This is a genomic window from Streptomyces sp. NPDC093097 (assembly GCF_044754325.1).
In the GTDB taxonomy this organism is placed as follows: Bacteria; Actinomycetota; Actinomycetes; order Streptomycetales; family Streptomycetaceae; genus Streptomyces.
Genome location: NZ_JBIVOW010000001.1, coordinates 202,276 through 228,930, shown reverse-complemented (window position 1 = coordinate 228,930; position 26,655 = coordinate 202,276). Strand labels below are relative to the sequence as shown.

The following is a 26,655-nucleotide window of genomic DNA, read 5'->3' as shown; positions in this document are numbered from 1 at the left end:
CGGCCGTCAGGCGCCGGCCAGCGCCTTGCGGCACAGGGAGTCGGCGGCCCGGGTGGTCTCCGGTAGGCGGTAGGCGGTGGCCAGGTGGAGCGTGTGCGCGCAGGCCCGGTCGAGGTCCACCCGGTGGCCGACCGAGACGAACACCGGCTTGACGCCCCTCTGGGTGCGCACGGCACGTCCCACCTCCTCCGGCACATCGCCCGCCACCCGGTCGTCCAGCAGCGGCGAGGTGGCGCCGCGTTCCGGCCCCGGCGCCTCGTAACGGAAGACGAAGGGGTTCTTGGCGACCCCGATGGTGGGCAGTCCGGTCAGCACCCCGAGGTGGCTGGCGAGGCCGAAGCGCCGCGGATGGGCCAGCCCGTAGCCGTCGCAGACCACCAGTCCGGGAGTGCGGGCGAGCCGGTCCAGCGCGTCCAGCACCGTCGGGATCTCCCGGAAGGCGAGCAGCCCGGGTATGTACGGGAAGGAGACCGGGCCGACGGCGGTGGCCTCGTCGACGACCGCGAGCGTACGGGCGTCGAGGGCGACGGCGGCCGCGGCGACCACGTCCCGCTCGTCGTCGTAGGCGACGTCGACGCCGACCACGGTGCCGTCGAAGCCCGGCTCCGGGCCGGTCTCGTCGAGCCGTACATGGGCGCGCAGCCGGTCCTGGACCGCGCGGGCCCCGGCTTCGTCCGTCGGCCAGTGCAGCAGTTCGTCGGCGCGGGAGATGCGTGCGGAAGTGTCCATGGTGCCGGCAACGCTACCGAACCGCCGACCAGGTGGATAAGGCCGCGCGCAGCCCTCGGGGTCGCCGCCGGCCACTCCTCTATATTGCCGACATGTTCATACTGGAACTGACCTACACCGCGCCCCTCGACCGCATCGACGCCGCCCTCCCGGACCACGTGGCATGGCTGGAAAGCGGCTACGCGGCCGGGCACTTCATCGCGTCCGGGCGGAAGAACCCGCGTGACGGGGGCGTGATCATCGCCGCCGGGATCGACCGGGCGGCGGTGGAGCAGCTCACGGCCGAGGACCCCTTCGTGCGCGCCGGGGTCTGCACGTACCGGATCACCGAGTTCGTGGCGACCAAGACCGCACCGGCCATGGCCGAGTACCAGGAGCAGCTCCCGTCCTGACCTTCCCGTCGCACCGCGGCCCGGTCGCCGGTACCTCCGGTGGCCGGGCCGTGTGGTGCCTGCGGGCATGCGGCCTATGAGGGCGAGGCCGGGGACGCAGCCGACGTGCCGAGCGGGCCGGTGCCGACCGGGCCGGGCGGCTGCGCGGTGGGCCAGCGGCCGCCGTTGCGCCAGTACTCCTGGATCTCCTCCAGCTGACGGCCCTTGGTCTCGGGCGCGGTGAAGGCGGCGAACGCCAGGGCGGCCAGCGCGAGCGCGCCCAGTCCCGCGAAGGTCGCGGCGGCGCCCAGCTTCGTCATCAGCGACGGGAAGAACTGGGCGATCAGGAGGTTGGCGACCAGATCGGCGGTGAGCATCACCGACGCCCCCGTGGAGCGCAGTTGGGCGGGGAACGCCTCACTGGCGTAGACCCAGATCAGCGCTCCGAAGCCGAAGTTGAAGGCGGCGGTGAAGAGGAGGATCGCGGTGAAGCCCACCCAGGTGGTGGCTCCGTGCGGCGCGCCCCCGCTGAAGACGGCGGTGAGCACCGCGAGCATGACCACCATGGTGCCGATCCCGGAGAGCAGCACCACCCGGCGGCCGAGGCGGTCGATGATGAGGATCGCCAGCACCGCGGCGCCCAGGGAGGCGAGTTCGACGAAGGACGGCAGCAGGAAGTTCTGGCCGTCGCCGGTGAACCCCATCTTCTCGAAGATCTGCGGGCTGTAGTACGTCACGGCGTTGATGCCGGTGATCTGGCAGAAGAAGCCGAGGCCGACGACGAAGAACGCGGCGCGGGCGTACGGCTTGCGCAGCAGCGACCGCACCGAGCCGCCGCTCTCCTCGGCCAACGCGGCACGCACCGCGGCGACTTCGGCGTGCGGATCGACGTCCGGGTCGGCCATCGCCATGACCTCGACGGCCCGTTCGGTGCGCCCCTTGCGGACGTACCAGCGGGGGGTGTCCGGCAGCCGGAACAGCGGGATCAGGACGAGCGCCGCCGGGATCGCCGAGAGGCCGAGCATCCAGCGCCAGTGACCGCCGCCGGACAGGCCCCAGTTGACGAAGTAGGTCAGGACGATGCCCACGACGGTGGCCACCTGGTAGGCGGCCACGGAGGCGCCCCGGATACGGGCCGGGGTCGATTCGGCGACGTAGAGAGGTGCCGCCACGATGGAGATGCCGATGGCGACACCGAGCAGGAAGCGGACGGTGTCGAGCACCTCGATGGTGGGGGCGAACGCGGACAGGGCCACGAAGACCGCGTACGAGGCGGCGACGATCAGCATCGCGACCCTGCGGCCCAGGGCGTCGGCGAGCTTGCCGCCGATCAGTGCGCCCAGGATCGAACCGAACACCAGGATGCTGTTGACCAGTCCCTTTTGGGCCTCGGTGAGGCCGAAGTCCTTGCTGAGGAACACCAGCGCGCCGGAGATGCTGCCGGTGTCGTAGCCGTAGATGACACCGACGACGGCGCCGGTGAGGGCGAACATGCGGCCGGCACGGCGCGGGGTCGGGGACGACGGGCGCGGGGCGGAGAGCGGGGCAGTGGACATGGGGAGTCCTTTGTGCGACGGAGCGTCATTGCTGCGTACCTGCGTGACGGGTGCCGGGACACCACGTCGACGGCCATGACCGACTCGACATGACAGATCTTGCGAATATCAGGCACGTTTCACGCAGCTGTCAACAGACACTTACCCGTTCGCCACTCCGCGCCACGCACACTTCCCGCCATACAACTCCCGCCACTCCTAAGCCCGGCGACGCCACCCCTCTGCCGCGATCACTCGCACGAGGGATGGAACGCTTGCACGAAACTGCGTAGAGTCGACATCAGCAAAGCAAAAAGTTGCACGCACAGTGCCATCGCACTGCAATCGACCACCTCACCCCTTACCGATCACTCACCGCGGGAGGCGGCCATGAGCGAGACCTCGTACATGGAGCAGGAGCTGCGCAGCCAGCCGGAGACCTGGCGGGAGGCGGCGCGCATCGGAGCCGCCGGCGGGCCACTGCCCGGAGCCGGCCGGCGCGTGGCCGTCGTCGGCTGCGGCACCTCGTGGTTCATGGCCCAGTCGTACGCGGCCCTGCGCGAGGGCGCCGGACTGGGTGTCACGGATCCCTTCCCCGCATCGGAGGCGTTCCTCGACGGCGACCGCGGCTACGACGCGGTGGTGGCGATCACCCGCTCCGGCACGACGACCGAGGTGCTGCGGGTACTGGAGGCGGTGAAGGGCCGGATCCCCACGGTGACACTGCTCGGCGATCCGGAGACCCCGGCGGTCGAGCTGTCCGACGAGACGGTGACGCTGCCCTTCGCCGACGAGCGGTCCGTGGTACAGACCCGCTTCGCGACCACGGCGCTGACGCTGCTGCGCGCGCATCTGGGCCAGGACGTCTCGCGGGCGGTGGACGACGCCGAGGAGGCGCTGGCGGCACCGGTGGAGAAGGAGTGGGTGGACGCCGAGCAGTTCTCCTTCCTCGGTACCGGCTGGACGTACGGCCTGGCCAATGAGGCGGCGCTCAAGATGCGCGAGGCATCGCAGAGTTGGACGGAGTCCTACCCCGCGATGGAATACCGTCACGGCCCGATCTCGATAGCCGCCCCCGGCCGGGTGACCTGGCTCTTCGGCCCGGCACCGGAGGGTCTGGAGGCGGATGTGGCGCGCACCGGAGCGCACTTCGTGTCCCACGACCGGGATCCGCTGGCCGATCTGGTGCTGGTGCAGCGGGTCGCCCTGGAGCGGGCACGCGCCCGGGGCCTGGACCCGGACAACCCGCGCAGCCTCACCCGCTCGGTGATGCTCCAGGAACCGGCCGTCTCCTAAATCCGCCCCTCCCCCGCTCTTCCCCTCTCCCCCTCAACCCACCGGTTTCCCAAGGGAGTCAGACCCCATGCCCCTCGTCCCCACCGCGTCGATCGTCGATGCCGCGCGCGATGCGCGGGTCGGCGCCGCGGCCTTCAACGTCATCCATCTGGAGACCGCCGAAGCACTGGTCACCGCCGCCGAGCGCACCGGCCTCCCGCTGATCCTGCAGATCAGTGAGAACTGCATCCGGTATCACGGCAGCCTGCTGCCCCTCACCCGGGCCACCCTCGCCCTCGCAGAGGAGTCCTCGGCGCCGATCGCGGTCCACCTCGATCACATCACCGAGGCGGAGCTGGTCCATCAGGGCATCGCGGCCGGCGTGGGCTCGGTCATGGTGGACGCCTCCGCCCTCCCCTACGAGCGGAACGTCGCCACGACCGCCGCGCTCACCGCCTGGTGCCACGAACGGGGCGCCTACGTCGAGGCGGAGCTCGGCGAAGTCGGCGGAAAGGACGGGGTCCACGCGCCAGGTGCCCGCACGGACCCCACCGAGGCCCTCTCGTTCGTCCGGGCCACCGGGGTGGACGCGCTCGCCGTCGCCGTCGGCTCCTCCCATGCGATGCGCGAGCGCACCGCCGAGCTGGACAAGGACCTGATCGCAGCGCTGCGCACCGCACTGCCGGTACCCCTGGTCCTGCACGGCTCCTCCGGGGTGCCGGATGACGAGCTGCGCCGGGCCATCGCCGCAGGCATGACGAAGATCAACATCTCCACTCACCTGGTCTCGGTCTTCACCGGCTCAATACGGCGCACGCTGGACGCGGACCCGTCGCTGGTGGACTCCCGCAAGTACGTCAAACCGGCGCGGGAGGCGGTGGCCCAGGAGGCGGCCCGCCTGCTGGAGGTACTGAACACCCCGGTGGCATCCCCCGAACTCCGGGTGGCGGAGACGTCGGTCCGGGGCTGAGTACCCCGCACCGCCAGCAGTGCCGGCACTGGCACTGGCACTGGCACTGGCACTGGCACTGGCACTGGCACTGGCACTGGCACTGGCACTGGCACCAGAGTGCGGGATGCTCCAGGGCCGCGGTGGCGAGGGCGAGTTGGCGGTATGCAGGGGAGGGCGAGTCGGTCCTGGCCGCCACACGCTCCCCGACGAGCACCAGGCAGGCGCGGCCCCCGGGCTCAGATCAGGGCCGATGCCTGACGAGCGGGGCCCACGGCGAGTAGGGGCGGAGCATGCGAGCGCAGAGGAGGCGGGCAGGGGCGAGCGGGCGCGGGCGGTCGGGCGGGGGACGGAGACGGAGGTGAGCGGGTGAGCGCAGGCCGGGGAGCGCTGCGGTCGGGGAGACGAATTAGGCTCGCGCCATGAAGCGCCATGAACGAATGAACGCACTGCTCGAGCTGCTCGGGGACCGCGGCCGGGTGGATGTCGAGGAGGCGGCGGCCGAACTGGAGGTCTCGGCCGCCACGATGCGGCGCGACATGGATGCCCTCGCCGAGCAGCAGTTGCTGCTCCGCACCCGGGGCGGGGCAGTACTGAGCTCGGTGGCGTACGACCTTCCGATCCGGTACAAGCAGGGCCATAGGTCGGCGGAGAAGGAGGCCGTGGCGAAGGCCGCGGCGCGGCTGGTGGAGCGCGGGGACGTGATCGGGCTGAGCGGGGGGACCACGACCACCGCGATCGCGCGGGCGCTCGCCACCCGGGCCGACTTCGCGGAGGCGGATCCGCAACCGCAGCTGACGATCGTCACCAACTCACTGAACATCGCCAACGAGCTGGCCGTCCGGCCGCAGATCAAGATCGTGCTCACGGGCGGCGTGGCGCATTCGCGTTCGTATGAACTCGTGGGGCCCTTCAGCGAGTTGGTGCTACAGCAGATCTCCATCGACATCGCGTTCATCGGGGCCAATGGCGTGGATCCGGTGATGGGGGCCACGGTGCACGACGAGGCGGAGGCCCGGATCAACCGGCTGATGGCCGAACGCGCCCGGCGGGCCGTGGTCGTCGCGGACTCCTCGAAGATCGGCGAACGGTGCTTCGCCAGGGTCGGTGACGCGGATGTCTTCGACACCCTCATCACCGACGGCGCGGTGGCGGAGGAGACGCGCCGGGAGTTCACGGAGCGCGGGTTGAAGGTGCTGGCGGCCCGTCCGTCCGACAACGACTGAGTTCCGCCCGGTGTGAAGGTGCGGCAAGGGTGGCCGCCAGGGGCTCGGCAGGTCGCGCGCCCACCCGCCTCACCGGAAAGAAAGAGGGGGAACCCACCTCACTGGAAGGAAGTGGGGGAACCCGCCTCGCCGGGGGAAGAGCCGGGAGGGAGGGGAGGGACGACTGGCGATGTGGCGGAGCCGACGCGAGAGGGTCCCGGCGTACCTGTGAGTCGTCGACGGACTCCACGCGGCGATCGAGGCTGAATTCTGCGGTACGGGAGTGGAGAATGAGCCGGAGACAAGGACGGCAGGCCAGGCGCGGCGTGGGCCGGTAAGAGGGTCGACGGACGCGGGCGGGGCAGTCTGCCGAGTGCCGGAGGAGGGCCGGGCGGCGTGCCGTCTCGGCGTACTGAGCGGGGAAAGCGGATGCGGAAGATCGTTTCGATAGCGCTGACGGGTGCGGTGTGCGGCGCCTCACTGACGCTCGCCGCGGCACCGCAGGCGGTGGCCGCCGGACATGTGCCGCGGTGCGTGAAGGTGCGGGCGTTCTTCAACGAGGGCGGGCAGCGCTACGTCCGCCTGACGAACCTGTGCGCCAAGCGGCCGGCCTGCTACACCATCGTCATCCCGAAGCAGGAGGAGCGGCGCGGCCGGCTCCCCAACGGCGTGACCAAGGACGTGCGCTACGGCAAGACCGCCGGACCGCGGGCCCTGTACGTCAAGAACGTGTCCTGCTAGCGGGAGCGACTGCACGCCGCGGAGGGCGCGAGATGCGGAGGGTCCGCAATCCACGCGGAGCGCAGGCGCCGGCCGGATTCCAGCCACTCCGGAACGCGGGGCGTCGCTGAGCATAGGGCGCCGCTGAGCACGGGGCGTCACTGAGTGCGGGGGCGCCTCCGGGCGCGGATGCCCCGGGATGTCCCCCGGGCATCCTCGGATACCCCTGAGCGCCGGCCGCTTCTGAGCATGGGCGCCCGCAGAGCACGGTGCCCCCAGCAGCTCGGGCCTCCGCGGAGCGCGGGTGGAGCGAGCAGCCTGAGCGGCGTCCTGAACTGGGCGGGGAGGAGAGAAGAGGAGAGTCAGACAGGCTCTTCCGCAGGGCGTCAGGCGGGGTGTGTGATGCCGTCCAGGACCATGGTGAGGTACTGGCGGGCGATCTCCTCGGGGCTGTGCCGGCCCTGGGGCCGGTACCAGCTCGCGGCGACCCAGACCGTGTCGCGCAGGAAACGGTAGGCCAGCCGGAGGTCGAGGTCGGAGCGGAAGACGCCCTCGGCCACCCCGCGCTCCAACGTGCCGAGCCAGGCCCGCTCGAACTTCTGCTGGGATGCGGTGAGGTAGCCGAAGCGCGGTTGGGTGGCGAGGTGCTGGGCCTCCTTCTGGTAGATCGCGACCGCGGCGCGGTGCCGGTCGATCTCCCGGAACGACTCGGTGACCAGCGCCTCCACGGTCTCCCGCGGGCCCAGTCCGGCCGCCAGCACCGCGTCATAGCCGGCCCAGAGCTCGTCGAGGAAGGCGGCGAGGATCTCGTCGACCATCGACTCCTTGGAGTCGAAGTGGTAGTAGAGGCTGCCCGCGAGCATCCCGGCGGCGTCGGCGATCTGCCGGACCGTGGTCGCGTTGTAGCCCTGTGCCGCGAAGACCTCCGCGGCGGTGGCGAGGAGTTCGCGGCGGCGGTCCGCCGCGGCGGGCGCGGGGGCCGCCGCCGAGCCGCCGGTGCGCTTGGCACCGCCGGCGCTCCCAGCGTCCCTCACCCCCTTCGCGCCCCTCGCATCCTTCGCATCCTTCACACCCTCCGCGCGCCGGATGCCGTTCGCATCGCTCGCGCTCCGCGTGCCCCGCCCGCTCTGCGTACTCTTCGTGCTCTCGGCCGACGCGGTGCTCTTCGCGGCACCCTTGGCGGTGCCCTCGGCGGCGCTCTCGGCCGCGTTCCTGGTGGCGCTCCTGGCAGCGTTGTTCGCGGTGGTGTTCGCGGCGCTCTTGGGGTTCTTGGCGGTTGGCACGGGGACATTGTCGCGCGTCGGCGGGGTGACCCAGCCCATATCTTTTACAGGTAAAACACCTGCTAATGTTTTTGCATGGGGAAGCACGCGAAGCACGCCGGGACCACAGGGTGGTGGAGGACAAAGAGGACCGCGGACGGGTCGTCGAGCGGGACGGGTGCGGTGCGGTTCCGGCCGCTGCCGGTCCGTAGCACGGTGCGGCTGCGGCGGCCCGTCGACATCTGGCACAAGCCGGCGCTCAGCGCGGTGGTGGCGCTGGCCGTTCCCGACCTGGTGCTGTTCGCGCTGGGGCGGCTCGACCTGGTGCTCTACACCTCCGCGGGCGCGATGTGCGCGCTGTACGCGCACGGGCTGCCGTACGCGGCGCGGGCCCGGGCGCTGCCGTGGGTGGTCCTCGGAATGGCGGCGAGCCTGGCCGTCGCGCTGACCGCGGCCTCCCTGGTCACCTCGGCCGCGGTGCTGGTGGCGCTGGCCTCGTTGGTCGCCGCGGTGCACAAGATGGTGTGCGATGCGACGCGGATCGGGCCGCCGGGGAATCTGATCCTGACGTTCATCGCGGCCTCGGCGTTCTTCGTGCCGCAGCGGCCGGCGGAGGTGCTGCCGCATACGGCGCTGGCGCTGGTCACCGGGGCGTTCGCATGGCTGGTGTGCATGGCGCCGGCGCTGGTGCGGCCGCGGGGCCCGGAACGGATCGCCACCGCGCGGGCGCTGGAGGCGGCGGCCGGGCTGCTGCGGGCGCGGGCGGGAGCCGCCGGTGCGCCGCCGACGGGTGGCACGGAGCCGGCGAAGGCGGGTGACGGGGAAGCGGCAGAGGCCGGTGGCGCGGAACCGGCGGAGGTGGCGCGTGCCCGGCACGCCACCGCGGCGGCGGTGAACGCGGCCTGGCACACGCTGTTCCTGGTCCCGGCCCGTACGCCGGAGAAGGCCGCGGCACGGGCGGGCCTGCAGCGACTGCTGGTGCGGGCGGAATCGGCGTTGGGCGGCACCCCGCCGGACCCGGCGGCGGAGGCCGGGCGGCTCGGCGGCTGGGCACGGGAGCTGCGGAGCGGACGCCCGCTCCCCGAGGTGACGCTCACGGCCGCGGAGGCCGAGGAACTGGCCGGCGTGGCAGGGGAGTCCGGCGTGGCGCTGGAACCAGGCATGGCCCTGGGGCCGGTACCGGTCGCGGGGCCGGAGTGCCCGGGCTCCGGCGGCCGGTCCCAGGAGGGCCGCGGGGCGTACGGGCGGTGGCCGACCGGCTGCGGCCCGGTTCGCCGCTGCTCCCCATCGGGGCGCGGGTCGCGCTGGGGTGCGCCCTGGCGGGCTGGGCCTCGATGGCCGCGGGGGTCGGGCATCCGTACTGGGCCGTGGTGACCGCGGCGTCGATCTACCAGGCCAACACCACGCTCTCCTGGCAGCGCGCCTTCCAGCGCACCCTCGGCAACCTGCTCGGGCTGGCACTGTTCACCGTGCTGCTGCCGGTGATCCACACCGGGCACCTCGCGATGATCGCGCTGGCGCTGGCGTTCCAGCTCGGCGCGGAGGCCACGATCACCCGCAACTACTGGCTCGGCACGGTGTGGGTGACGCCGATGGCGCTGCTGCTGAGCGAGTTCGGCCGACCGCTGCCGGCCGGCACGCTGATCGCCGACCGGTGGCTGGACACCGTGGTGGGCGCGGCGGTCGGGCTGGTCTGCTGCGTCCTGGTCACCAACCGGCGGGCCGCGGACCGGATCGACCTGGCCCTGGAGCGGGTCGCCGCGGCCGAGTCGGCGGCTTCCCGGTTGCTGGCGGCCGGAACCATCCCTGCCGCCCGCGACGCCGGATCCCCGGCGGGGCCGGACGGGGCGCGCGAGGCCGGCTGGGCGCGGGACCGGTTGGCCGGGTCCCTGGTCGAGTTGCGGGAGGCGGTTGAGGTGGCGTCCGGTGAGTGGTGGCAGCGGGCGCTCCCCGAGGAGCGGATCGCGCGCGCCGAGCAGCGGGGGCACCGGACGCTGGCGGTCCTGCTCCGGCGGCTGTCCGCACCGGCGCTGGCCGCCTGAGGTGCCCCTCGGCGCACCCTCCTGGGCAGGCACAATGAGTGCGGTAGACGACCGGGAGGCCGGCCGGGCGGACGGGGCCGAGAGGAGAGTGCGGGTGACCGAGGACATCGTCGCGGGGGTGCTGCGCCAGTGGCAGCAGGTGCACCCGGGGCTGGACACCGGCCCGATGGCGGTGATCGGGCGGCTCAACCGCTGCTCCGCGCTGCTTCAGCAGGCGGCCGACGCACCGTTGCGGCGCGCGGGGCTGACCCGGCCCGAGTTCGACATCCTCGGCACGCTGCGCCGGATGGACCGTGAGCTGACCCCTGGCCGGGTGGCGCGGGAGACCTTCGCCTCGGGGGCGGCGGTCACCAAGCGCGTCCGGCAGTTGGAGGCGCGCGGGCTCGTCAGCCGTCGGACGGACGACCGGGACCGCCGGGTCACCCACCTCTCCCTCACGGACGAGGGGCGGGAGATCATCGACCGTCTGCTGCCCGAGCAACTGCGGTACGAGGCCACGCTGTTGGAGGGCATCGGGGAACACCGCCAGGAGGAACTGTCCGCGGCGCTGGGCGAGTTGCTGGTGGTGTTGGAGGGACGGCTGGGAAGCCTGATGGACTGACCGCGGACGGGCCGGATGGGCTGGATGGGCCGGATAGGCCGGATAGGCCGGATAACGCAGGCGGCGCGGGCGGTCCGCATGATCCGCATGGTCCGGGCTACGCGGACTGCGTGGACGGTCCGGACGGGCGCGCAGCCCGGACAGCTCGCCCGGGGCGTTGTCTGCCAACGCCCCGCTGCACCCGCCCTGTTGGGCACGGTCCGCCGTCCGCGACCAGGAACAGCCACCAGGAACGGCCGACGATCACTCCACCACGCGCGCATCGCTTCCGCTCCCCCGCGCGCGGCTCGCCGTCACTCCTCCAGGAACGGTTCGTCGCTCCATCGGAACCACGCCGCGTCGTCCTCGATGTGCAGCAGGAACTCCGCCACCGGGCCACGGGGAGCGACCAGTCGGACGCCGTCGCTGGCGCGGGCGTAGGCGTCCTCCCAGGCGGCCAGGTCCTCGTCGAGGGTGTCGATCAGCGCCAGTTCCCGGGCGAAGTGCGGCCGCAGTGCGGCGAAGGCCGGGCCGGGGCTGAAGTGGCCGTTCAGCCAGGGGAAGTCCGCCTCGGTGACGGTGATCTCACCGACCACGTCGGCGCCCCGCTCCACCCGCCAGATCTCCCCGATGTACGGCATTGCCGCCTCCCCTTGTCGCGCCGCTGACCCGCACAAGGGCCCCCACCGGGCGGCGGCGGGGGCGGGTTCTGCGCGAAGGCCGGACGACAGGATGGCAGACCGCGCGAGCGGGCCGAGCCGGATGGCAGGAAAGCGCGGGAAAGCCGGCCGGCGGGCTGACGTTGCGTCAGGCGGCATCGCCGTCTCCGGTTCCCCGCCACCCTCGGAGCGGCCCCTTCCGGACAACTCTCCGGACCGGCTTCCGCGGCGACTTGGCGACCGGCCTCCGGGGCCCCCGACCGACCACCGGGCCCCTCCGAAGCCCCCTACCCCCTAAGCCTCCCCCGCCCACTTCACCTCCTCCGCCCCCTCCACCCCAAAGAGACGATCCAAGTGCCGGTCCAGCAGGGCGAGCGCCCGCTCCGGCTCGTGGACGCCCAGCAGGACGTAGGACGCCAGGCCGTCGGTGAGGCTGATCAGCAGCATGGCCTCGTCCTCGGTGGCGCGCTCGGGCGGCAGTTCGCCGCGGGCGGCGGCCTGCCGCAGCTGGTCGGCGAAGAAGCCGCGGAGCTTGGGGATGCCCTCCCGGGCCTCCGCGCCCAGGGCCAGGTCGTGGACGGCGCGGGAGTAGTAGGCGGCGCCCACCAGGAGGCCGGCGTGGCTCTCCGCGTCGAGCGGGAGCATCCCGACGCAGCAGGCCCGCAGGACCGTGCGCGGCGTCGGGTCCTCCGCGAGGGCCTCGATGCGCTGCCGGATGCGCTCGGTGGCCATCTGGTTGATGTGCCGGAGAGCGAACAGCAGCAGTTCGTCCTTGGTGCGGAAGTAGTGCTGGATCCGGCCGAGCGAGATGCCGGCCTCGGCGGCGACGTCGCGCAGGCTGACCCCGTCCACGCCCCGGGTGTTCGCGAGCCGCCAGAGCGCCGCGGAGATCTCCTGGCGCCGGGCTTCGTGATCCACCTTCTTGGGCATGACGGGGTCCTCTCTCTCCGTACGGCACTGCCGGCCATCCCATGGCACTGCCGGTCTCTTCGTGGCACTGCCGGTCTTCCCATGGCACTGCCGGTTCTTTCGCGCGAGACCGGCGGTTCTTTCGCGCGGCACCGGCGGGGCGCCCGGCGGCTCCGCCGTGCCACATTCCGGCCGCACCCCGACCACCCCGCCTCACCTCACATCGCTTCGCCGGCCTGCCCGTCGGTCTGGCCGGAATGTTCGCCGGTCGTCCCGGCGGGCTCATCCGGCCGGCGCGGTCCTGCGTCCCTTCCGTTGTGGCGCGACCGCTCCTTCCCGCGCCGCTGACCGGCCGACTTTCGCAAGTCGCTCGTACCGTTATAACGTAACGCCACACAATACGTTTGACTTGGAAACGGGGAACCCTGATGTCCGAGCACGCCGCACCGCTTCTCCGCCCGCCCCGCCACCGCGTCGATCCGCGCGCCCGCAACTGGTGGCGGCTTCAGGCACTGCTCACGCTGAGCGGTCCGATGCTGCTGACCGCGCTGGTCCTGGCGGTGCTGTCGCTCCTCTTCTTCCCGGGCGCGCTGCCGTGGCTGGGTCCGCTGCTGCTGGTCGTCCTGGTCCTGCCGGCGGTGGGCTACCTCGCGGTGATGCCGCGGATGCGGTACGCGGTGCACGCCTGGGAGTTGGGCGAGCGCGCGGTCTACGCGGCGGGCGGCTGGTTCTGGCAGAAGCGGCGGATCGCCCCGCTGTCCCGGGTGCAGACGGTGGACACCGTGCGCGGTCCGCTCCAGCGGCGGTACGGGCTGGCGACGGTGACGGTCACCACCGCGTCGACCGCCGGCGACATCAAGATCGCCGGGCTGTCGGACGCGGACGCGGAGGAGCTGTCCCGCCGGATCGGCGAGGTCGCGCAGGACGTGCCAGGTGATGCCGCATGAGCGCCCCCTGGGACGGTGCCGGGGAGAGCGGCGCCCCGACCCCCGCGCCGTACGCCGCAGAGCACACCGCGGCGTCCGCCGCGGGTGAGTGGCGGCGGCTGAGCCCCCGCACCCTGTTGGTCCACTTCAGCTGGCTGGTCGCGCCGGTCGGCTCGTTGGCGCTGACCGCGCTGGCCACCGGCGGTCGGATCTCCACCGGGGCGTGGTTCTCGCTCGCCGGGGTCGCGGCCGCCTTCGCGGTGGTCACGCTGGCCGGGCTGATCCGTTGGGCGCGCACCGACTTCCGGGTCACCGGCGAGAGCCTGGACGTGCGCAGCGGGCTGCTCACCCGACGGCTGCGGAGCGTGCCGCTGCACCGGATACGCACCGTCGACCTGACCGCGTCGCCGCTGCACCGGCTGCTGGGCGTCACGGTCCTGCGGGCCGGTACGGCGGGCTCCGGGGAGGGCAGCGGCGAACTGTCGCTGGACACCCTGCCGGTGGCCGAGGGCGAGCGGCTGCGCGCCGAACTGCTGGCCCGCGCGGCCGGCGGGGCGAGAGCCGAGGACCCGGTGCTGGCGCTGATCAACTGGCGCTGGCTGCGGTATGCGCCGCTCACCTTCTGGGTCGTCGGCGGGGTGTTCGCGGCGGGCGGCTCGGCCTACCGGGCGCTGCACGAGATCGGCATCGAGCCCTGGAAACTCGGCTTCGTGCGGCGGGCGTTCACGGAGTTCGGCAACGGGATGCTGTGGCTGACCGTTCCGGCGGCGCTGCTGACCGTGATCGTGCTCGGCTCGGTGGGCGCGGTCGTCCTCTACGTCGAGAACTGGTGGAACTACCGTCTGGAGTGGGCCGACGCCGGCACCCTGCGGGTGCACCGGGGCCTGCTGACCACCCGCTCGGTGACCATCGAACGCGCCCGGCTGCGCGGGGTGGTGCTGCGCGAGCCCCTGCTGCTGCGGGCCGGCGGCGGGGCGACGGTGCGCGCGGTGGCCGGCGGTCTGGGCAACAAGGAGGAGAACCGCAAGCGCAGCGGGCTGCTCCCGCCGGCGCCCCGACGGGAGGCGGTCCGGGTGGCCGGCGGAACGCTCCAATCCGCCTTTCCCGACGCGGAGTTGCCGCATCACGGCGGGGTGGCGCTGACGCCGCATCCGCGGGTCGCGCTGCGCCGGCGGCGGGTGCGCGGGCTGCTGTTCGCGGTGCTGCCGGGGACCGCGCTGCTGGCCGGCCTCGGGGCGGCGTTCACCCCGGTCCTGCTGCACGCCGCCTGGATCTACGCGGTACTGGTGACGCCGGTGACGCTGTGGCTGGCCCGGGACGCGTACCGGAGCCTGGGGCACGGGATCGCCGGGCGCCATCTGGTCGTCCGCTCGGGGACGTTCAGCCGGGACACCCTGGCGCTGCGGCGCGAGGCGGTGGCCGCCTGGACGTTCACCACCTCGCCGTTCACCCGCCGGGCCGGGCTGGTCACGCTGACCGCGGCGGTGGCGGCGGGCGAGGAGGGCTACCGCGTCCCGGACCTCGCGGAGGGCGCCGCACCCGGCTTCGCGGCGGCGGCCACCCCCGGCCTCCTGGACGAGTTCCTCGTCTCCCCGCGGCAGGACGGTTCGACGACCGCAACATGACGCAGATCACACCCTCGACTTGTGCACGGCTTGGCCGGGCATGCCGTCCTACAGGATGAGCGCGCCCGCCTTCCGCGGGCCGACCTGCCGTGAGGAGCCGCGCGATGCACGCCGCCATCGACCAAGCCGTCCAGGTCCGCCTCCTCACGACCGCCCTCGGCCATACGGTCCCCGCGGTGCTGCGCTACCGGCAGTCCGATCCGCTCGCGGTGCGGATGACCTTCCCGCCGGAGATCTCGCTGGACGGCGCCGCGGTGGACTGGGCGTTCGCCCGGGAACTGCTCACCGAGGGGCTGCGCTCCCCCGCCGGGCGGGGCGATGTGCGGATCCGGCCGTCGGGCCCGGAGCGCACGCTGATGGAGTTCCACTCCGATGAGGGCATAGCCCTGATCCAGGTGCGGAGCGAGGACGTCCGGCGGTTCCTGACGCGCTCGTACGAGGCGGTGCCGGCCGGGCAGGAGCATCCGCACCTGGGTGTGGAGCGGGGGCTGACGGAGCTGTTCGGCGCGGTGTGAGGCGTGGGTCACACCCCGCGGGAGATGGCGAACGGGCCGGTGCGACCGGCCCGTTCTGCTGTGCGGGGGTGTCCGCCAGGTCCTGTCGTCACACTCCCGCCGGCTGCCCCGAGGGCAGGCCGGGCGGGGTCCGGTGCGTGCTCCCGGCCTGCCTGGTGGCGGACGGGAGTGTGACGAGGGGCCTACCGCTGCGGGAAGCCGAAGCCGTAGCCCTGCTGCTTCATCCACGGCAGCAGCTGCTCCAGCGACGCGACGGTGCGGGCGCGGTTGCCGCCACCGTCGTGGAAGAGGACGGTGGGGCCGTTGGGGAGCTCGCCGCGGACGGTCGACACGATCGTCGCGACGGTGCCGCCCTCGAAGTCCTTGCTGTCGACGTTCCAGCCCAGCGGGCGCATGCCGTGCTCGGCGGCCAGCTTCCGGCTGTAGGGGGTGAAGGCGCCGCCGGGGGCGCGGTAGTACTCGACCTTGGCGCCGCCCGCCGCGTCCTCGATCATCTTCTGGGCGTCGAGGATCTGCCGGGACTGGTAGTCCTCGGGCCGGTGGTCCATGGCGGTGTTGTGGTCGATGGTGTGGTCGCAGAGCTTGTGGCCCTCGGCCACCACCCGCTTGACGAGGTCGGGGTGGGCCGCGGCCTGCGGGCCGATCATGCAGAAGGTCGCCTTGACGCCGTTCTCCTTGAGGACCTCCAGGACCTTCGGGGTCCAGACCGGGTCCGGGCCGTCGTCGATGGTGATGTTGAGGCTGCGGCCCGGGCGGTCCGAGGCGTGCACGATGGACGGGTCGACCGGTGCGGTGCGCGGCGGTTGGGCCGGCTTCCGCGCCGGAACGTCGGCCTCCGCGCTGGGCTGGAGCAGCGCGAACGCGCCCACCGCCACCAGTGAGGCCACCGCCGCGGTGGCCACGCCGATGATGCCGCCCTCCACCCCGAAGCGCCGTCCCCTGCCGAAGCGCCCTGCCATGTCGAACCCCGCCCCTCGTGTGCTGTACCTGTGTCCCTGTCGGCGGCTGGTGTGCCCTTGGGTACAGACGCCGCTCGCACCCCCACAGATGCACAGGACTCGGGGCAGGCTGCTCCTGTTACGGATCCATCATGAAACTTATTGATACTGGACCCATGCCACGTGTACTTCTGATCGAGGACGACGCCGCCGTGCGGGACGGTGTGTCGCTCGCCCTGCGGCGGCGCGGCCATGAGGTCGCTGCCGCGGCCAGCGGCGAGGAAGGGCTGGCGGCGCTGCCTGCCTTCCGTCCGGACATCGTACTGCTGGACCTGATGTTGCCCGGCAAGGACGGTTTCGAGATCTGCCGGCTGATCCGGGCCGAACGGCAGCTGCCGATCATCATGCTCACCGCACGCGGCGACGACCTCGACGTGGTCCTCGGGCTGGAGGCCGGGGCCGACGACTACATCGTCAAACCGGCCCGCGGCGAGGTGCTGGAGGCCCGTATCCGGGCGGTGCTGCGGCGCACCGCGCTGCCCGCCGACGGCGCCCCGGCCGGCGAGCCCGGGCCCGCGCCGGTGGAGACCTACGGCGAACTGGCCGTCGACCGGGCCGGCCTGGTCGTCAGCAAGAGCGGCCAGGACCTGGCGCTGGCGCCGTCCGAGATGAAGCTGCTGCTGTTCCTGTCCGCCACCCCGGGCCAGGTCTTCAGCCGCCAGCAGCTGCTGGAGCATGTGTGGGAGCACAGCTACCACGGCGACGCGCGGCTGGTCGACGCCTGTGTGATGCGGCTGCGGACGAAGATAGAGGACACCCCGCGCTCGCCCCGGTACGTCCAGACCGTGCGCGGCTTCGGTTACCGCTTCGGTCCGCTGTGAACCGCCTGCGCCGCCTGCTTCCGGGCGTCTCCGCGGTGCGCGGCCTGCGGGCCCGCCTGGTGGTGGCGTTCCTCCTGGTGGCCGCGGTGAGCGCGCTGACCACGGCGGGGCTGACCTATCGCGAGGCCCGGAACGCCATCCTCCAGCGGTCCCAGGACACCGCCGTCAACGACCTGCGGGCGCAGGTCAATTCGCTGGCGCCGGAGCTGGCGGTGCCGCCGTCCCGGTCGGACCTGGACTTCTTCCGGGCGCAGCTGGAGCGCTCCGGCAAGTCCCGCGACTGGAACATCTCGGTGCACTACAACGGCGTCCCGGACAGCGACGAGGGCGGGCTGCGGCGCGATATGGCGGTGCCGGCCGGCTTCAAGACGTCGGTGGAGAAGCGGCGGGTGCCGGCCTTCCAGCGCATCGAGCGGGACGGCTCGCCCTGGCTGCTGATCGGGATGCCGGTGCGGCAGAGCGACGACAACATGCCGTCCCCGCTGACGGTCTACGCCCAACTGCCGCTGCGTGCCGAGGAGGCCAACGTCGAGGCGCTGGTGAGCGCGGCGCGCGGCGGGGCGCTGCCGGCCTTCGCGCTGGCGGTGATCCTGCCGCTGTTCGCGGCGCGCGGGGTGCTGCGGCCGGTCCGCGGGCTGCGGCAGGCGGCCGGGAAGATCGCCGAGGGCAAGTTGGACACCCGGCTGGAGGTCGAGGGCGCCGACGAACTCGCCGATCTGTCGCGGACGTTCAACGAGATGGCGGCGAAGCTGGAGGAGAGCATGGCGGAGCTGCGCCGGATGGAGGCCAACTCCCGGCGGTTCGCCGCCGATGTCTCGCATGAGCTGCGCACGCCGCTGGCGGCGATGTCCGCGGTCACCGACGTGCTGGACGAGGACGCCGACTCGCTGGACCCGGACACCGCCTCCGCGGTCCGGCTGATCAGCCAGGAGACGGGGAAGCTGGCGCGGATGGTGGAGGACCTGATGGAGGTCTCCCGGTTCGACGCGGGTGCCGCCGCGCTCCATTTGGACGAGGTGGACGTCGCCGAGACGATCCGCAAGACCCTCCAGGCCCGCGCCTGGCAGAACCGGGTGACCGCGGAGCTGCCGGAGGACGTCCGGGCCCGGCTCGACCCGCGGCGGCTGGACGTGGTGGTGGCCAACCTGGTGGGCAACGCCCTGCACCACGGCGGCGAGCCGGTCCGGGTGGTGCTGCACGCGCCGGAGCCGGACGACGCCCTGCTGCGGATCGAGATCCGCGACAGCGGCCCGGGGATAGATCCCGAGGTGCTGCCGCACGTCTTCGACCGCTTCTACAAGGCCGACTCGGCCCGCACCCGGTCCGAGGGCTCCGGGCTGGGCCTGGCCATCGCCCAGGAGAACGTCCGGCTGCACGGCGGTGCGCTGAGCGCCGCCAACTCGCCTGAGGGCGGTGCGGTGTTCACCGTCGAGCTGCCGCTGCGGCGGGAGGAGACGGCGGCCGGCCAGGCCGCCGACGATCCCGCCGAGGAACCGGCCGGCCCGGGGAAGGGGACCGACGCACCATGACCGCCCCACGCCTGACCGTGCGCCGCACCGCCGCGCACCGCACCCCCGTCCGCCGGACCGCCCTGGGCGTCCTGGCCGGGGTGCTCACCGCGGCGGCCCTGGCCGGCTGCGGTATCGAGCCCACCGACGTGATCGACGCCGGCTTGCCCGCGTCCGGGGTACGGGACCCGGGCAAGCCGCAGGCCGATGTGCAGCTGTTCTTCTACGGCCCGGACGGGCTGCACTCGGCGACCCGCCGGGCGAAGGAACCCCTGGATCCGCAGGCCGCCATCGACCTGCTGATGGAGGGGCCGAACCACGCCGAGCGGATGCGCGGGCTCTCCAGCGTGGTGCCCAAGTTCCCCGCTCCGCTCACCGCCTCGGCCTCCCAGGGCCGGGTCGACATCACCCTGCCGGTCAACGCCAAACTGCTGGACCCCGCCTCGCTGAACCAGCTGGTGTGCACCGCCGCCAACGCCCGCGTCCCCGGGGGCAAGCGGCCGGGCCTGGTCATGGTGACGCTGGCCGGCGAGGGCGTACGGGTCGGTCCCATGGTGTGCGGCGGCAACACCGCCTTCCCGCTGGTCCAGGCGACCCCGACGGCCGGTGAGGGCGGCTGACCGGTTGTCCACAGGCCCCCGGGGCGGCCGGGGGCGCTGCGCTACCGTGGGAGGCAAGGACCGTCCGGCCCGCACCTCGGGAGAATCCCACGATGACCGAGCGCAAACCCCCCGGCGTCAGCTTCGAGAGCTGGGTCGACAAGCAGATCCGCGAATCGTCCGAGCAGGGCGCCTTCGAGCGCCTCCCCGGCTTCGGCAAGCCCCTCCCCCATCTCGACCGGCCCTACGACGAGATGTGGTGGATCAAGGAGAAGATGAGCCGGGAGCACCTCTCCTTCCTCCCGCCCAGCCTCGTCCTGCGCAAGGAGGCCGAGGACGCGCTGGCGGCCGCCGCCGACGCATCGAGCGAGGCCGCCCTCCGCCGCATCCTGAGAGAGATCAACGACCGGATCCGGGCGGCGCTGGCCGCACCGCCCGAGGGCCCGCCGCTGAATCTCGTCCCGTTCGACGTCGAGGAGCAGGCCCGCGCCTGGCGGGAGAAGCACGGGAGCTGAGCCCCGCCGCGCGGCTCATCGCCGGACGGGCGCCAGCCGGACCCGGAGGAACCGCGGCCGGTACAGCTCCACGTCGCCGTTGACCACCGGGTCGGCGGCGGCGCCGGGCGGGCCCAGCCAGTTGACATCATAGCTGAGCAGCAGGCCCGCGCCGGCGGTGAACTCCGGGTGCGCCTGCGGGTTGTAGACCGCGATATGGCCGGGGTCGGGGCCGGCCGGCCGGGGCGGGGTGATCCGCCCGACCGGTCCGTGCCAGGGGCCCTGGGGCGAGCAGGACCAGTAGCCGGTGATCGTCCGCAACCCCGCGCCGCCGGGGCCGGCGGTGTCCATGGTGAGCAGCACCCAGGTCCCGTGATCGCGGGCGACGGTGAAGGCGCTACCGACGCCGCGCCGGCCGCCGGCGCGCAGCACCGGTGCGGCCCGCCCGGCGTCCGGCTGCCAGTGTCCCCCGTCCCAGAACCTCCAGGCCGCCCGGTCCGCGAGCCGGCCGGTCGGGACCCGGGCCAGATAGCCGCTGTCGGCCGCGGCCGAGGGCGGGTTGTCGCCGCCGAAGACGTAGGCGTGGTCGCCGTCGCGGACCAGTGCGGTGCCGTAGAGGACGCGCCGGGCCGGGTCGGTGGCGGCGCTCTGGTCGGCGACCGGGGTGAGGGACTCAAGGCGCAGGTCGGGCAGCGAGAGGGTGGCGACGTCGGTGCCGCGGGGCGCTCCGAAGATCCACGGGCCGGCGCCGGGGACCCGGTTCCACAGCAGCACCCTGACGACCTGTTCGGTCGAGCCGGGGGTGCGGGGTTCGACGGTGGCGTGGACCGGCCAGCGCCAGCCGCCGCCGGGCGGGTCGGGGAAGAACGGTCCGGGTGCGGCCGGGCTGCCGCCGGTCAGGGTGCGCTCCGGCGTGCCCGAAGGGGACATCACGACGAGGGAGTTGTGCCGTAGGAAGGGGGTGCCGCCGGTGTCGGTGGTGCGCCAACGGTAGGGCGCGCCCTGGGGATTGGGGGCGGGGTGGACCCGGTCGAGGAAGGTGTCGGAGAAGAGCCAGAGGGTCCGGCCGTCCGGGAGGCGCACCGAGTGGGTGCCGTCGCCGCCGGTCCAGTCGTCGGTGCGGGAGTTGTCGTCGCCGTAGCGGGCGAAGGCCGCGGCGGGGCCGGGGTCGACGGACCAGGAGGCGAGGGTGCGGCCGGTGCAGGCGGCGCGGCCGGCGGTGCCGCGGGGCGGCGGGGCCATCAGCAGGGCCGCGGTGACGGTCAGGACCGGCAGGGCGAGCAGGGCGGCGACGAGGGTGGTGCGGGTGATCGGCGGTCGGGGCATTCCGCTCCTCGGTGGGGTGCGGGGTCACGGTAGCGCGCTGGAGGGGCCGGTTCCGGGAGCCGGCCGGGGTCCGCGGCCGCCCGGCCGGAGCGGGTTCGTCCCCTACATGGCGATCGGGGGCCGGAGCAACGAGTGCAAGGTCACAGGCCATTCCCCTGCTCCAGCTAACGATCGTTCCCCTAGCCTGCTGCCATGACCGCCGAGTCCCCCGAACTCCCCCTGGCCGCCGCCTTCCCGGCTGCCGACCGCGAGCAGTGGCAGCGTCTCGTCGAGGGCGTACTGCGCAAGTCGGGCGCCTCTCAGGCCGCCGGTGCCGCCGCCGAGGACGCTCTTGCCACGGATCTCCAGGACGAGATCCGCGTCCAGCCGCTCTACACCGCGCAGGACGCGCCGCCCGCCGCGGGCCTGCCCGGCTTCGCGCCCTTCGTCCGCGCGGCCCGTCCGGAGGGCACCGCCGTCTCCGGATGGGACGTCCGCCAGCGCCAGCACGGCACCGACCCGCACCAGGTCAACGAGGCGCTGCTGGCCGATCTGGAGAACGGCGTCGGCTCCGTCTGGCTGACGGTCGGCGACGGCGGCATCCCGGTGTCCGGTCTGGCTCAGGCACTCCGGGGCGTCTATCTGGACCTGGCGCCGGTCGTGCTGGACGCCGGCGCGCAATTCCCGGCGGCGGCCGAGGAGTTGCTGCGGCTGTACGCCGCGTCGGGGGTGGCGCTGTCCGAGGCGGCCGGGGTGCTGGGCGCCGATCCGCTGGGCCTGCTGGCCCGCACCGGCGACGACAGCGGGCTGGCCGACGGGCTGGCGGCGGCCGCCGCGCTGGCCGGCCGGGTCGCCGAAAGCGCCCCGGGCATCCGCACGGTGGCCGTCGACGCCCTGCCGTACCACGAGGCGGGCGGCTCGGCTGCCGAGGAGCTGGGGGCCTCGCTGGCCACCGGGGTGGCCTATCTGCGCGCGCTGACCGCGGACGGCTCGGGCCTGGACGCCGACGCGGCCTGCCGGCAGCTGGAGTTCCGCTACGCCGCCACCGCCGACCAGTTCCTGACCATCGCCAAGCTGCGCGCGGCCCGGCTGCTGTGGGCGCGGGTCGCGGAGGTCTGCGGCGCGTCGTCGGCCGGTGCGGCGCAGCGCCAGCACGCGGTCACCTCGTCGGTGATGATGACCCGTCGGGACCCGTGGGTGAACATGCTGCGCACGACGGTGGCCGGGCTGTCCGCGGGGGTCGGCGGCGCCGACGCCGTGACGGTGCTGCCGTTCGACGCGGCGCTGGGCCTGCCGGACGCGTTCGCCCGGCGGATCGCCCGCAACACCCAGTCGGTGCTGCTGGAGGAGTCGCATCTGTCGAAGGTGATCGACCCGGCGGGCGGCTCCTGGTACGTCGAGCGGCTCACCGTCGAACTGGCCCGCGCGGGCTGGGCGTTCTTCAAGGAGATCGAGGGCGCGGGCGGCCAGGCCGCCGCGCTGCGGTCCGGGATGCTCGGCGAGCGGTTGGCGAGCACCTGGCGGCGGCGCAGCGAGGACCTGGCGCACCGCCGGGAACCGATCACCGGCGTCAGCGAGTTCCCGCACCTGGCCGAGGCCCCGCTGGAGCGCGAGCCGGCCCCGGAGCCGGCCGGCGGCGGGCTGCCGCGGGTGCGCCGGGACGATGCGTTCGAGGCGCTGCGGGCCCGTTCGGATGCCCGGTCGGCGGCCGGCGGGGCGCGGCCGCGGGCGTTCCTGGCCGCGCTGGGGCCGGTCGCGGCGCACACCGCGCGGGTGGCGTTCGCCGCCAACCTCTTCCAGGCCGGCGGGTTCGAGACCGCGACGGAGCAGGTGACGGCGGAGTCGGTGGCCGCGGCGTTCGCGGCGAGCGGTGCGCGGATCGCGTGCGTGTGCTCCAGTGACGCGGTCTACGCGGAGCAGGCGGCGGAGGTGGCAGCGGCGTTGAAGGCGGCCGGGGCGGTGCGGGTGTATCTGGCGGGCAAGCCGGGTGAGCGCGGTGCGGAGTTCGTGGCGGCCGGGGTGGACACGTTCGTGTTCGCCGGCTGCGACGCGGCCGGGGTGCTGTCCTCGGCCCTGGATGTCACGGAGGTGGCGGCATGAAGGAGACGGCACGGCAGGCGGGCGCCATCCCGGACTTCAGCACCGTGGAGCTGGGCGACCTGTCCGGGGCGGCGGCGTCCGGCGACGGCGCCCAGTGGGCGGAGGCGGTCCAGGAGGCCACGGGTAAGAGCGTCGCGGACCTGACCTGGGAGACACCGGAGGGCATCGACGTCAAGCCGCTCTACACCGGAGCGGACCTGGAGGGCCTGGACTTCCTGGGGACGTACCCGGGCATCGCGCCGTACCTGCGCGGCCCGTACCCGACGATGTACGTCAACCAGCCCTGGACGATCCGGCAGTACGCGGGCTTCTCCACCGCCGAGGAGTCCAACGCCTTCTACCGGCGCAACCTCGCCGCCGGCCAGAAGGGCCTGTCGGTCGCCTTCGACCTGCCCACGCACCGCGGCTACGACAGCGACCACCCGCGGGTGACCGGTGACGTCGGCATGGCGGGCGTGGCCATCGACTCGATCTACGACATGCGGCAGCTCTTCGAGGGCATCCCGCTGGACAAGATGACGGTGTCGATGACGATGAACGGCGCGGTGCTGCCCGTTCTCGCTCTCTACATCGTGGCCGCCGAGGAGCAGGGCGTACCGCCCGAGAAGCTGGCCGGGACCATCCAGAACGACATCCTCAAGGAGTTCATGGTCCGCAACACCTACATCTATCCGCCGCAGCCCTCGATGCGGATCATCTCCGACATCTTCGCGTACACCTCGCAGAAGATGCCGCGCTACAACTCCATCTCGATCTCCGGCTACCACATCCAGGAGGCCGGCGCGACGGCCGATCTGGAGCTGGCGTACACCCTCGCCGACGGGGTGGAGTACCTGCGGGCGGGCATGGCGGCCGGTATGGACGTGGACTCCTTCGCGCCGCGGCTCTCCTTCTTCTGGGCGATCGGCATGAACTTCTTCATGGAGATCGCCAAGTTGCGCGCGGCCCGGCTGCTGTGGGCGCGGCTGGTGAAGCAGTTCGACCCGAAGAACGCCAAGTCGCTGTCGCTGCGCACCCATTCGCAGACCTCGGGCTGGTCGCTGACCGCCCAGGACGTGTTCAACAACGTCACCCGCACCTGCGTGGAGGCGATGGCGGCGACCCAGGGCCACACCCAGTCGCTGCACACCAACGCGCTGGACGAGGCGCTGGCGCTGCCCACCGACTTCTCGGCGCGGATCGCCCGCAACACCCAGCTCTTCCTCCAGCAGGAGTCGGGCACCTGCCGGGTGATCGACCCGTGGGGCGGCAGCGCCTACGTCGAGCGGCTCACCCACGATCTGGCGCGCCGGGCCTGGGCGCACATCGAGGAGGTCGAGGCGGCCGGCGGGATGGCCAAGGCGATCGACGCGGGCATCCCCAAGCTGCGCGTCGAGGAGGCGGCGGCCCGTACGCAGGCGCGGATCGACTCCGGGCGGCAGGCGCTGATCGGCGTCAACAAGTACCGGGTGGAGACCGACGAGGAGATCGAGGTCCTCAAGGTCGACAACTCCGCGGTGCGGGCGCAGCAGATCGACAAGCTCAAGCGGCTGCGCGCGGAGCGCGACGAGGACGCCTGCCGGCGGGCGCTGCGGGCGCTGACCGAGGCCGCGAAGTCCGGGCCCGGCCCGGGACTTGAGGGCAACCTGCTGGCGCTGGCGGTGGACGCGGCCCGCGCCATGGCGACCGTCGGGGAGATCTCGGACGCCCTGGAGGAGGTCTACGGACGCCACTCGGGGCAGATCCGTACCATCTCCGGTGTGTACCGAGACGAAGCGGGCCCCTCGTCGGGGGTCGAGCGCACGCGGGAGCTGGTGGCCGCGTTCGAGCGGGCCGAGGGGCGCCGGCCGCGCATCCTGGTGGCCAAGATGGGCCAGGACGGCCATGACCGCGGCCAGAAGGTGATCGCCACGGCCTTCGCCGACCTGGGCTTCGACGTGGACGTCGGCCCGCTGTTCCAGACCCCGGCCGAGGTGGCCCGGCAGGCGGTGGAGGCCGATGTGCACATCGTCGGGGTGTCCTCGCTGGCGGCCGGTCACCTCACGCTGGTGCCGGCGCTGCGGGAGGCGCTGGCGGCGGAGGACCGGGAGGACATCACCGTCGTGGTCGGCGGGGTGATCCCGCCGCAGGACGTCCAGCCGCTGCGGGACATGGGCGCGGCCGCGGTGTTCCTGCCCGGCACGGTCATCCCGGACGCGGCCCACGACCTGGTGCGGGACCTGGCGTCGGTCCTCGGCCACGAGCTGTAGAGCGGGGGGCCATGCCTGCGAGGATCGATGTCGACCGGTACGCCGAGGGGGTGCGGGCCGGCTCCCGGGCCTGGATCGCCCGCGCGGTGACCCTGGTGGAGTCCACCCGTGCCGATCACCGCGCGGCCGCCCAGCAGTTGCTGGTGCGGCTGCTGCCGTACTCCGGTGCGGCCCGGCGGGTGGGCATCAGCGGGGTGCCGGGCGTCGGCAAGTCGACCTTCATCGACGCGCTGGGGTCGCTGCTGACGGGGATGGGGCACCGGGTGGCGGTGCTGGCCGTGGACCCGTCCTCCAGCCGGACCGGCGGCTCCATCCTGGGCGACAAGACCCGGATGGAGCGGCTGGCGACCGACCCGGCGGCGTTCGTCCGCCCCTCCCCCACGTCCGGGACGCTGGGCGGGGTGGCGCGGGCGACCCGGGAGTCGATCGTGGTGATGGAGGCCGCGGGGTACGACGTGGTGCTGGTGGAGACGGTCGGCGTCGGCCAGTCGGAGACCACCGTCGCCAACATGGTCGACACCTTCCTGCTGCTGACGCTGGCCCGCACCGGCGACCAGCTCCAGGGCATCAAGAAGGGCGTCCTGGAGCTCGCGGACCTGGTGTCGGTCAACAAGGCGGACGGTCCGCACGAGCGGGACGCCCGCTCGGCTGCCCGCGAACTGGCGGGCGCGCTACGGCTGTTGCAGCCGCACGACGCCGCCTGGACCCCACCGGTGCTCACCTGCAGCGCCCGCGAGGGCACCGGGCTGAAGACGGTGTGGGAGCGGATCGAGCAGCACCGCACCCTGCTGGAGTCCACCGGCGCGCTCGCCGAGCGGCGCCGGACCCAGCAGGTCGACTGGACCTGGTCGATGGTCCGGGAGCGGCTGCTCGACCGCCTCCAGGAGCATCCGGACGTCCGCCGCCTGGGACCCGAGGTCGAACGCGCGGTCCGCGCCGGCGAGATCACCGCGACGCTGGCGGCGGAACGGCTGCTGTCGGCCTTCGGACCGGGGGACGGCGCAGCCGACCAACACGGCTGAAACAACGTCACTTCCATCTGCACGCACGGCACTTCGGGGCGTGGGGCGCGTCATCGCGACGCCGCTCCGCGCCCCTTTGGTTCATGGGTCTCGGGGTTCCCCTACGGAATCCCCTACGCCACCGGGAGGAGCCGGGAAAGGCTCCTGATACGGGGGCGGTAGGGGGAAGTGCACCCCCTCGTACGACGTCCCTGGGGTGCGTCCACGGAAAGGATCTATTCCGGGGGCGGCCGTTGCCGGGCCGTCTCCGGAACCGAACTGGAGACACCGTGCCGAGC

The 26,655-nt window shown here is 73.2% G+C and carries 25 protein-coding genes; 18 read left to right on the top strand and 7 right to left on the bottom strand.

What is annotated here, in order from left to right; translation table 11 throughout:
• Positions 1-6 precede the first annotated feature (6 nt).
• Positions 7-729, bottom strand: a complete 723-nt coding sequence (locus ACIQE0_RS00895) for an endonuclease V (RefSeq protein WP_402328075.1) — start codon at positions 727-729, stop codon at positions 7-9.
• Between the two features lie 92 nt (positions 730-821).
• Here ACIQE0_RS00895 and ACIQE0_RS00890 point away from each other — a divergent pair, with 92 nt between their 5' ends.
• Positions 822-1,121 carry a YciI family protein gene (locus ACIQE0_RS00890; RefSeq protein ID WP_402328073.1) on the top strand — a complete coding sequence of 100 codons (300 nt, stop codon included), beginning with the start codon at positions 822-824 and terminating at the stop codon, positions 1,119-1,121.
• 74 nt (positions 1,122-1,195) lie between these two features.
• Here the strand turns inward: ACIQE0_RS00890 and ACIQE0_RS00885 are convergent, their stop codons facing one another.
• The gene (locus tag ACIQE0_RS00885; RefSeq protein WP_402328072.1) at positions 1,196-2,656 is read right to left on the bottom strand and encodes a sugar porter family MFS transporter; all 1,461 of its coding nucleotides are present in this window, start codon (positions 2,654-2,656) and stop codon (positions 1,196-1,198) included.
• A 369-nt stretch (positions 2,657-3,025) separates the two neighbouring features.
• Here ACIQE0_RS00885 and ACIQE0_RS00880 point away from each other — a divergent pair, with 369 nt between their 5' ends.
• The 4 genes from ACIQE0_RS00880 (at position 3,026) to ACIQE0_RS00865 (ending at position 6,805) form a co-directional block, all read left to right on the top strand.
• Entirely contained in the window at positions 3,026-3,931 is a 906-nt protein-coding gene (locus ACIQE0_RS00880; RefSeq protein WP_402328070.1) for an SIS domain-containing protein, read from the top strand.
• A gap of 67 nt (positions 3,932-3,998) precedes the next feature.
• Positions 3,999-4,880 carry a class II fructose-bisphosphate aldolase gene (locus ACIQE0_RS00875; protein WP_366330056.1) on the top strand — a complete coding sequence of 294 codons (882 nt, stop codon included), beginning with the start codon at positions 3,999-4,001 and terminating at the stop codon, positions 4,878-4,880.
• Positions 4,881-5,281: 401 nt separating this feature from the next.
• Positions 5,282-6,085 carry a DeoR/GlpR family DNA-binding transcription regulator gene (locus ACIQE0_RS00870; RefSeq protein ID WP_366330057.1) on the top strand — a complete coding sequence of 268 codons (804 nt, stop codon included), beginning with the start codon at positions 5,282-5,284 and terminating at the stop codon, positions 6,083-6,085.
• A 408-nt stretch (positions 6,086-6,493) separates the two neighbouring features.
• Positions 6,494-6,805, top strand: coding sequence for a hypothetical protein (locus tag ACIQE0_RS00865; RefSeq protein WP_402328067.1), 312 nt, complete (start codon positions 6,494-6,496; stop codon positions 6,803-6,805).
• 365 nt (positions 6,806-7,170) lie between these two features.
• Here the strand turns inward: ACIQE0_RS00865 and ACIQE0_RS00860 are convergent, their stop codons facing one another.
• Complete coding sequence (locus ACIQE0_RS00860) at positions 7,171-7,818, bottom strand: TetR/AcrR family transcriptional regulator (protein WP_402328614.1); 648 nt, start codon at positions 7,816-7,818, stop codon at positions 7,171-7,173.
• A gap of 324 nt (positions 7,819-8,142) precedes the next feature.
• Here ACIQE0_RS00860 and ACIQE0_RS00855 point away from each other — a divergent pair, with 324 nt between their 5' ends.
• The 3 genes from ACIQE0_RS00855 (at position 8,143) to ACIQE0_RS00845 (ending at position 10,689) form a co-directional block, all read left to right on the top strand.
• Positions 8,143-9,420 carry a hypothetical protein gene (locus tag ACIQE0_RS00855; RefSeq protein ID WP_402328066.1) on the top strand — a complete coding sequence of 426 codons (1,278 nt, stop codon included), beginning with the start codon at positions 8,143-8,145 and terminating at the stop codon, positions 9,418-9,420.
• Positions 9,417-10,088 (top strand): FUSC family protein, encoded by a 672-nt coding sequence (locus ACIQE0_RS00850; RefSeq protein WP_402328064.1) that lies wholly within the window; start codon positions 9,417-9,419, stop codon positions 10,086-10,088. The genes ACIQE0_RS00855 and ACIQE0_RS00850 overlap by 4 nt, the downstream gene beginning before the upstream one ends.
• A 94-nt stretch (positions 10,089-10,182) precedes the next feature.
• Positions 10,183-10,689, top strand: coding sequence for a MarR family transcriptional regulator (locus ACIQE0_RS00845; RefSeq protein ID WP_366330061.1), 507 nt, complete (start codon positions 10,183-10,185; stop codon positions 10,687-10,689).
• Between the two features lie 293 nt (positions 10,690-10,982).
• Here ACIQE0_RS00845 and ACIQE0_RS00840 read toward each other — a convergent pair whose 3' ends face one another.
• On the bottom strand, positions 10,983-11,309 hold the full coding sequence (locus ACIQE0_RS00840; protein WP_366330062.1) for a hypothetical protein: 327 nt from the start codon (positions 11,307-11,309) through the stop codon (positions 10,983-10,985).
• Between the two features lie 312 nt (positions 11,310-11,621).
• The gene (locus ACIQE0_RS00835; RefSeq protein ID WP_402328062.1) at positions 11,622-12,257 is read right to left on the bottom strand and encodes a TetR/AcrR family transcriptional regulator; all 636 of its coding nucleotides are present in this window, start codon (positions 12,255-12,257) and stop codon (positions 11,622-11,624) included.
• A gap of 407 nt (positions 12,258-12,664) precedes the next feature.
• Between ACIQE0_RS00835 and ACIQE0_RS00830 the strand changes: the two genes are divergently transcribed.
• The 3 genes from ACIQE0_RS00830 (at position 12,665) to ACIQE0_RS00820 (ending at position 15,302) form a co-directional block, all read left to right on the top strand.
• Entirely contained in the window at positions 12,665-13,183 is a 519-nt protein-coding gene (locus tag ACIQE0_RS00830; RefSeq protein ID WP_366330064.1) for a PH domain-containing protein, read from the top strand.
• Positions 13,180-14,787 (top strand): PH domain-containing protein, encoded by a 1,608-nt coding sequence (locus ACIQE0_RS00825; protein ID WP_402328061.1) that lies wholly within the window; start codon positions 13,180-13,182, stop codon positions 14,785-14,787. Before ACIQE0_RS00830 ends, ACIQE0_RS00825 begins: the two co-directional genes overlap by 4 nt.
• 104 nt (positions 14,788-14,891) lie before the next feature.
• Positions 14,892-15,302: an SsgA family sporulation/cell division regulator gene (locus ACIQE0_RS00820; protein ID WP_402328059.1), complete on the top strand. Its 411-nt coding sequence runs from the start codon at positions 14,892-14,894 to the stop codon at positions 15,300-15,302.
• A gap of 182 nt (positions 15,303-15,484) precedes the next feature.
• Here the strand turns inward: ACIQE0_RS00820 and ACIQE0_RS00815 are convergent, their stop codons facing one another.
• Positions 15,485-16,261 (bottom strand): polysaccharide deacetylase family protein, encoded by a 777-nt coding sequence (locus ACIQE0_RS00815; protein ID WP_366330067.1) that lies wholly within the window; start codon positions 16,259-16,261, stop codon positions 15,485-15,487.
• A 155-nt stretch (positions 16,262-16,416) separates the two neighbouring features.
• On the opposite strand from ACIQE0_RS00815, the gene ACIQE0_RS00810 reads away from it, so the two are divergent.
• The 4 genes from ACIQE0_RS00810 (at position 16,417) to ACIQE0_RS00795 (ending at position 19,743) form a co-directional block, all read left to right on the top strand.
• Positions 16,417-17,121 (top strand): response regulator transcription factor, encoded by a 705-nt coding sequence (locus ACIQE0_RS00810; protein WP_366330068.1) that lies wholly within the window; start codon positions 16,417-16,419, stop codon positions 17,119-17,121.
• The gene (locus ACIQE0_RS00805; protein WP_366330069.1) at positions 17,118-18,650 is read left to right on the top strand and encodes an ATP-binding protein; all 1,533 of its coding nucleotides are present in this window, start codon (positions 17,118-17,120) and stop codon (positions 18,648-18,650) included. Before ACIQE0_RS00810 ends, ACIQE0_RS00805 begins: the two co-directional genes overlap by 4 nt.
• Positions 18,647-19,249 (top strand): hypothetical protein, encoded by a 603-nt coding sequence (locus ACIQE0_RS00800; RefSeq protein WP_366330070.1) that lies wholly within the window; start codon positions 18,647-18,649, stop codon positions 19,247-19,249. The genes ACIQE0_RS00805 and ACIQE0_RS00800 overlap by 4 nt, the downstream gene beginning before the upstream one ends.
• A gap of 92 nt (positions 19,250-19,341) precedes the next feature.
• Entirely contained in the window at positions 19,342-19,743 is a 402-nt protein-coding gene (locus ACIQE0_RS00795; protein ID WP_366330071.1) for a DUF1992 domain-containing protein, read from the top strand.
• Between the two features lie 15 nt (positions 19,744-19,758).
• Here ACIQE0_RS00795 and ACIQE0_RS00790 read toward each other — a convergent pair whose 3' ends face one another.
• Positions 19,759-21,048, bottom strand: a complete 1,290-nt coding sequence (locus ACIQE0_RS00790; RefSeq protein WP_402328056.1) for a DUF4185 domain-containing protein — start codon at positions 21,046-21,048, stop codon at positions 19,759-19,761.
• A gap of 192 nt (positions 21,049-21,240) precedes the next feature.
• Between ACIQE0_RS00790 and ACIQE0_RS00785 the strand changes: the two genes are divergently transcribed.
• Genes ACIQE0_RS00785 through meaB form a run of 3 tightly spaced genes read left to right on the top strand, consistent with a single transcriptional unit; the run spans position 21,241 to position 26,377 of the window.
• Positions 21,241-23,127 carry a methylmalonyl-CoA mutase family protein gene (locus ACIQE0_RS00785; protein WP_402328054.1) on the top strand — a complete coding sequence of 629 codons (1,887 nt, stop codon included), beginning with the start codon at positions 21,241-21,243 and terminating at the stop codon, positions 23,125-23,127.
• Complete coding sequence (gene scpA, locus ACIQE0_RS00780) at positions 23,124-25,355, top strand: methylmalonyl-CoA mutase (RefSeq protein ID WP_402328052.1); 2,232 nt, start codon at positions 23,124-23,126, stop codon at positions 25,353-25,355. Before ACIQE0_RS00785 ends, scpA begins: the two co-directional genes overlap by 4 nt.
• Before the next feature lie 11 nt (positions 25,356-25,366).
• Positions 25,367-26,377: a methylmalonyl Co-A mutase-associated GTPase MeaB gene (meaB, locus tag ACIQE0_RS00775; RefSeq protein ID WP_366330075.1), complete on the top strand. Its 1,011-nt coding sequence runs from the start codon at positions 25,367-25,369 to the stop codon at positions 26,375-26,377.
• Positions 26,378-26,655: the final 278 nt, after the last annotated feature.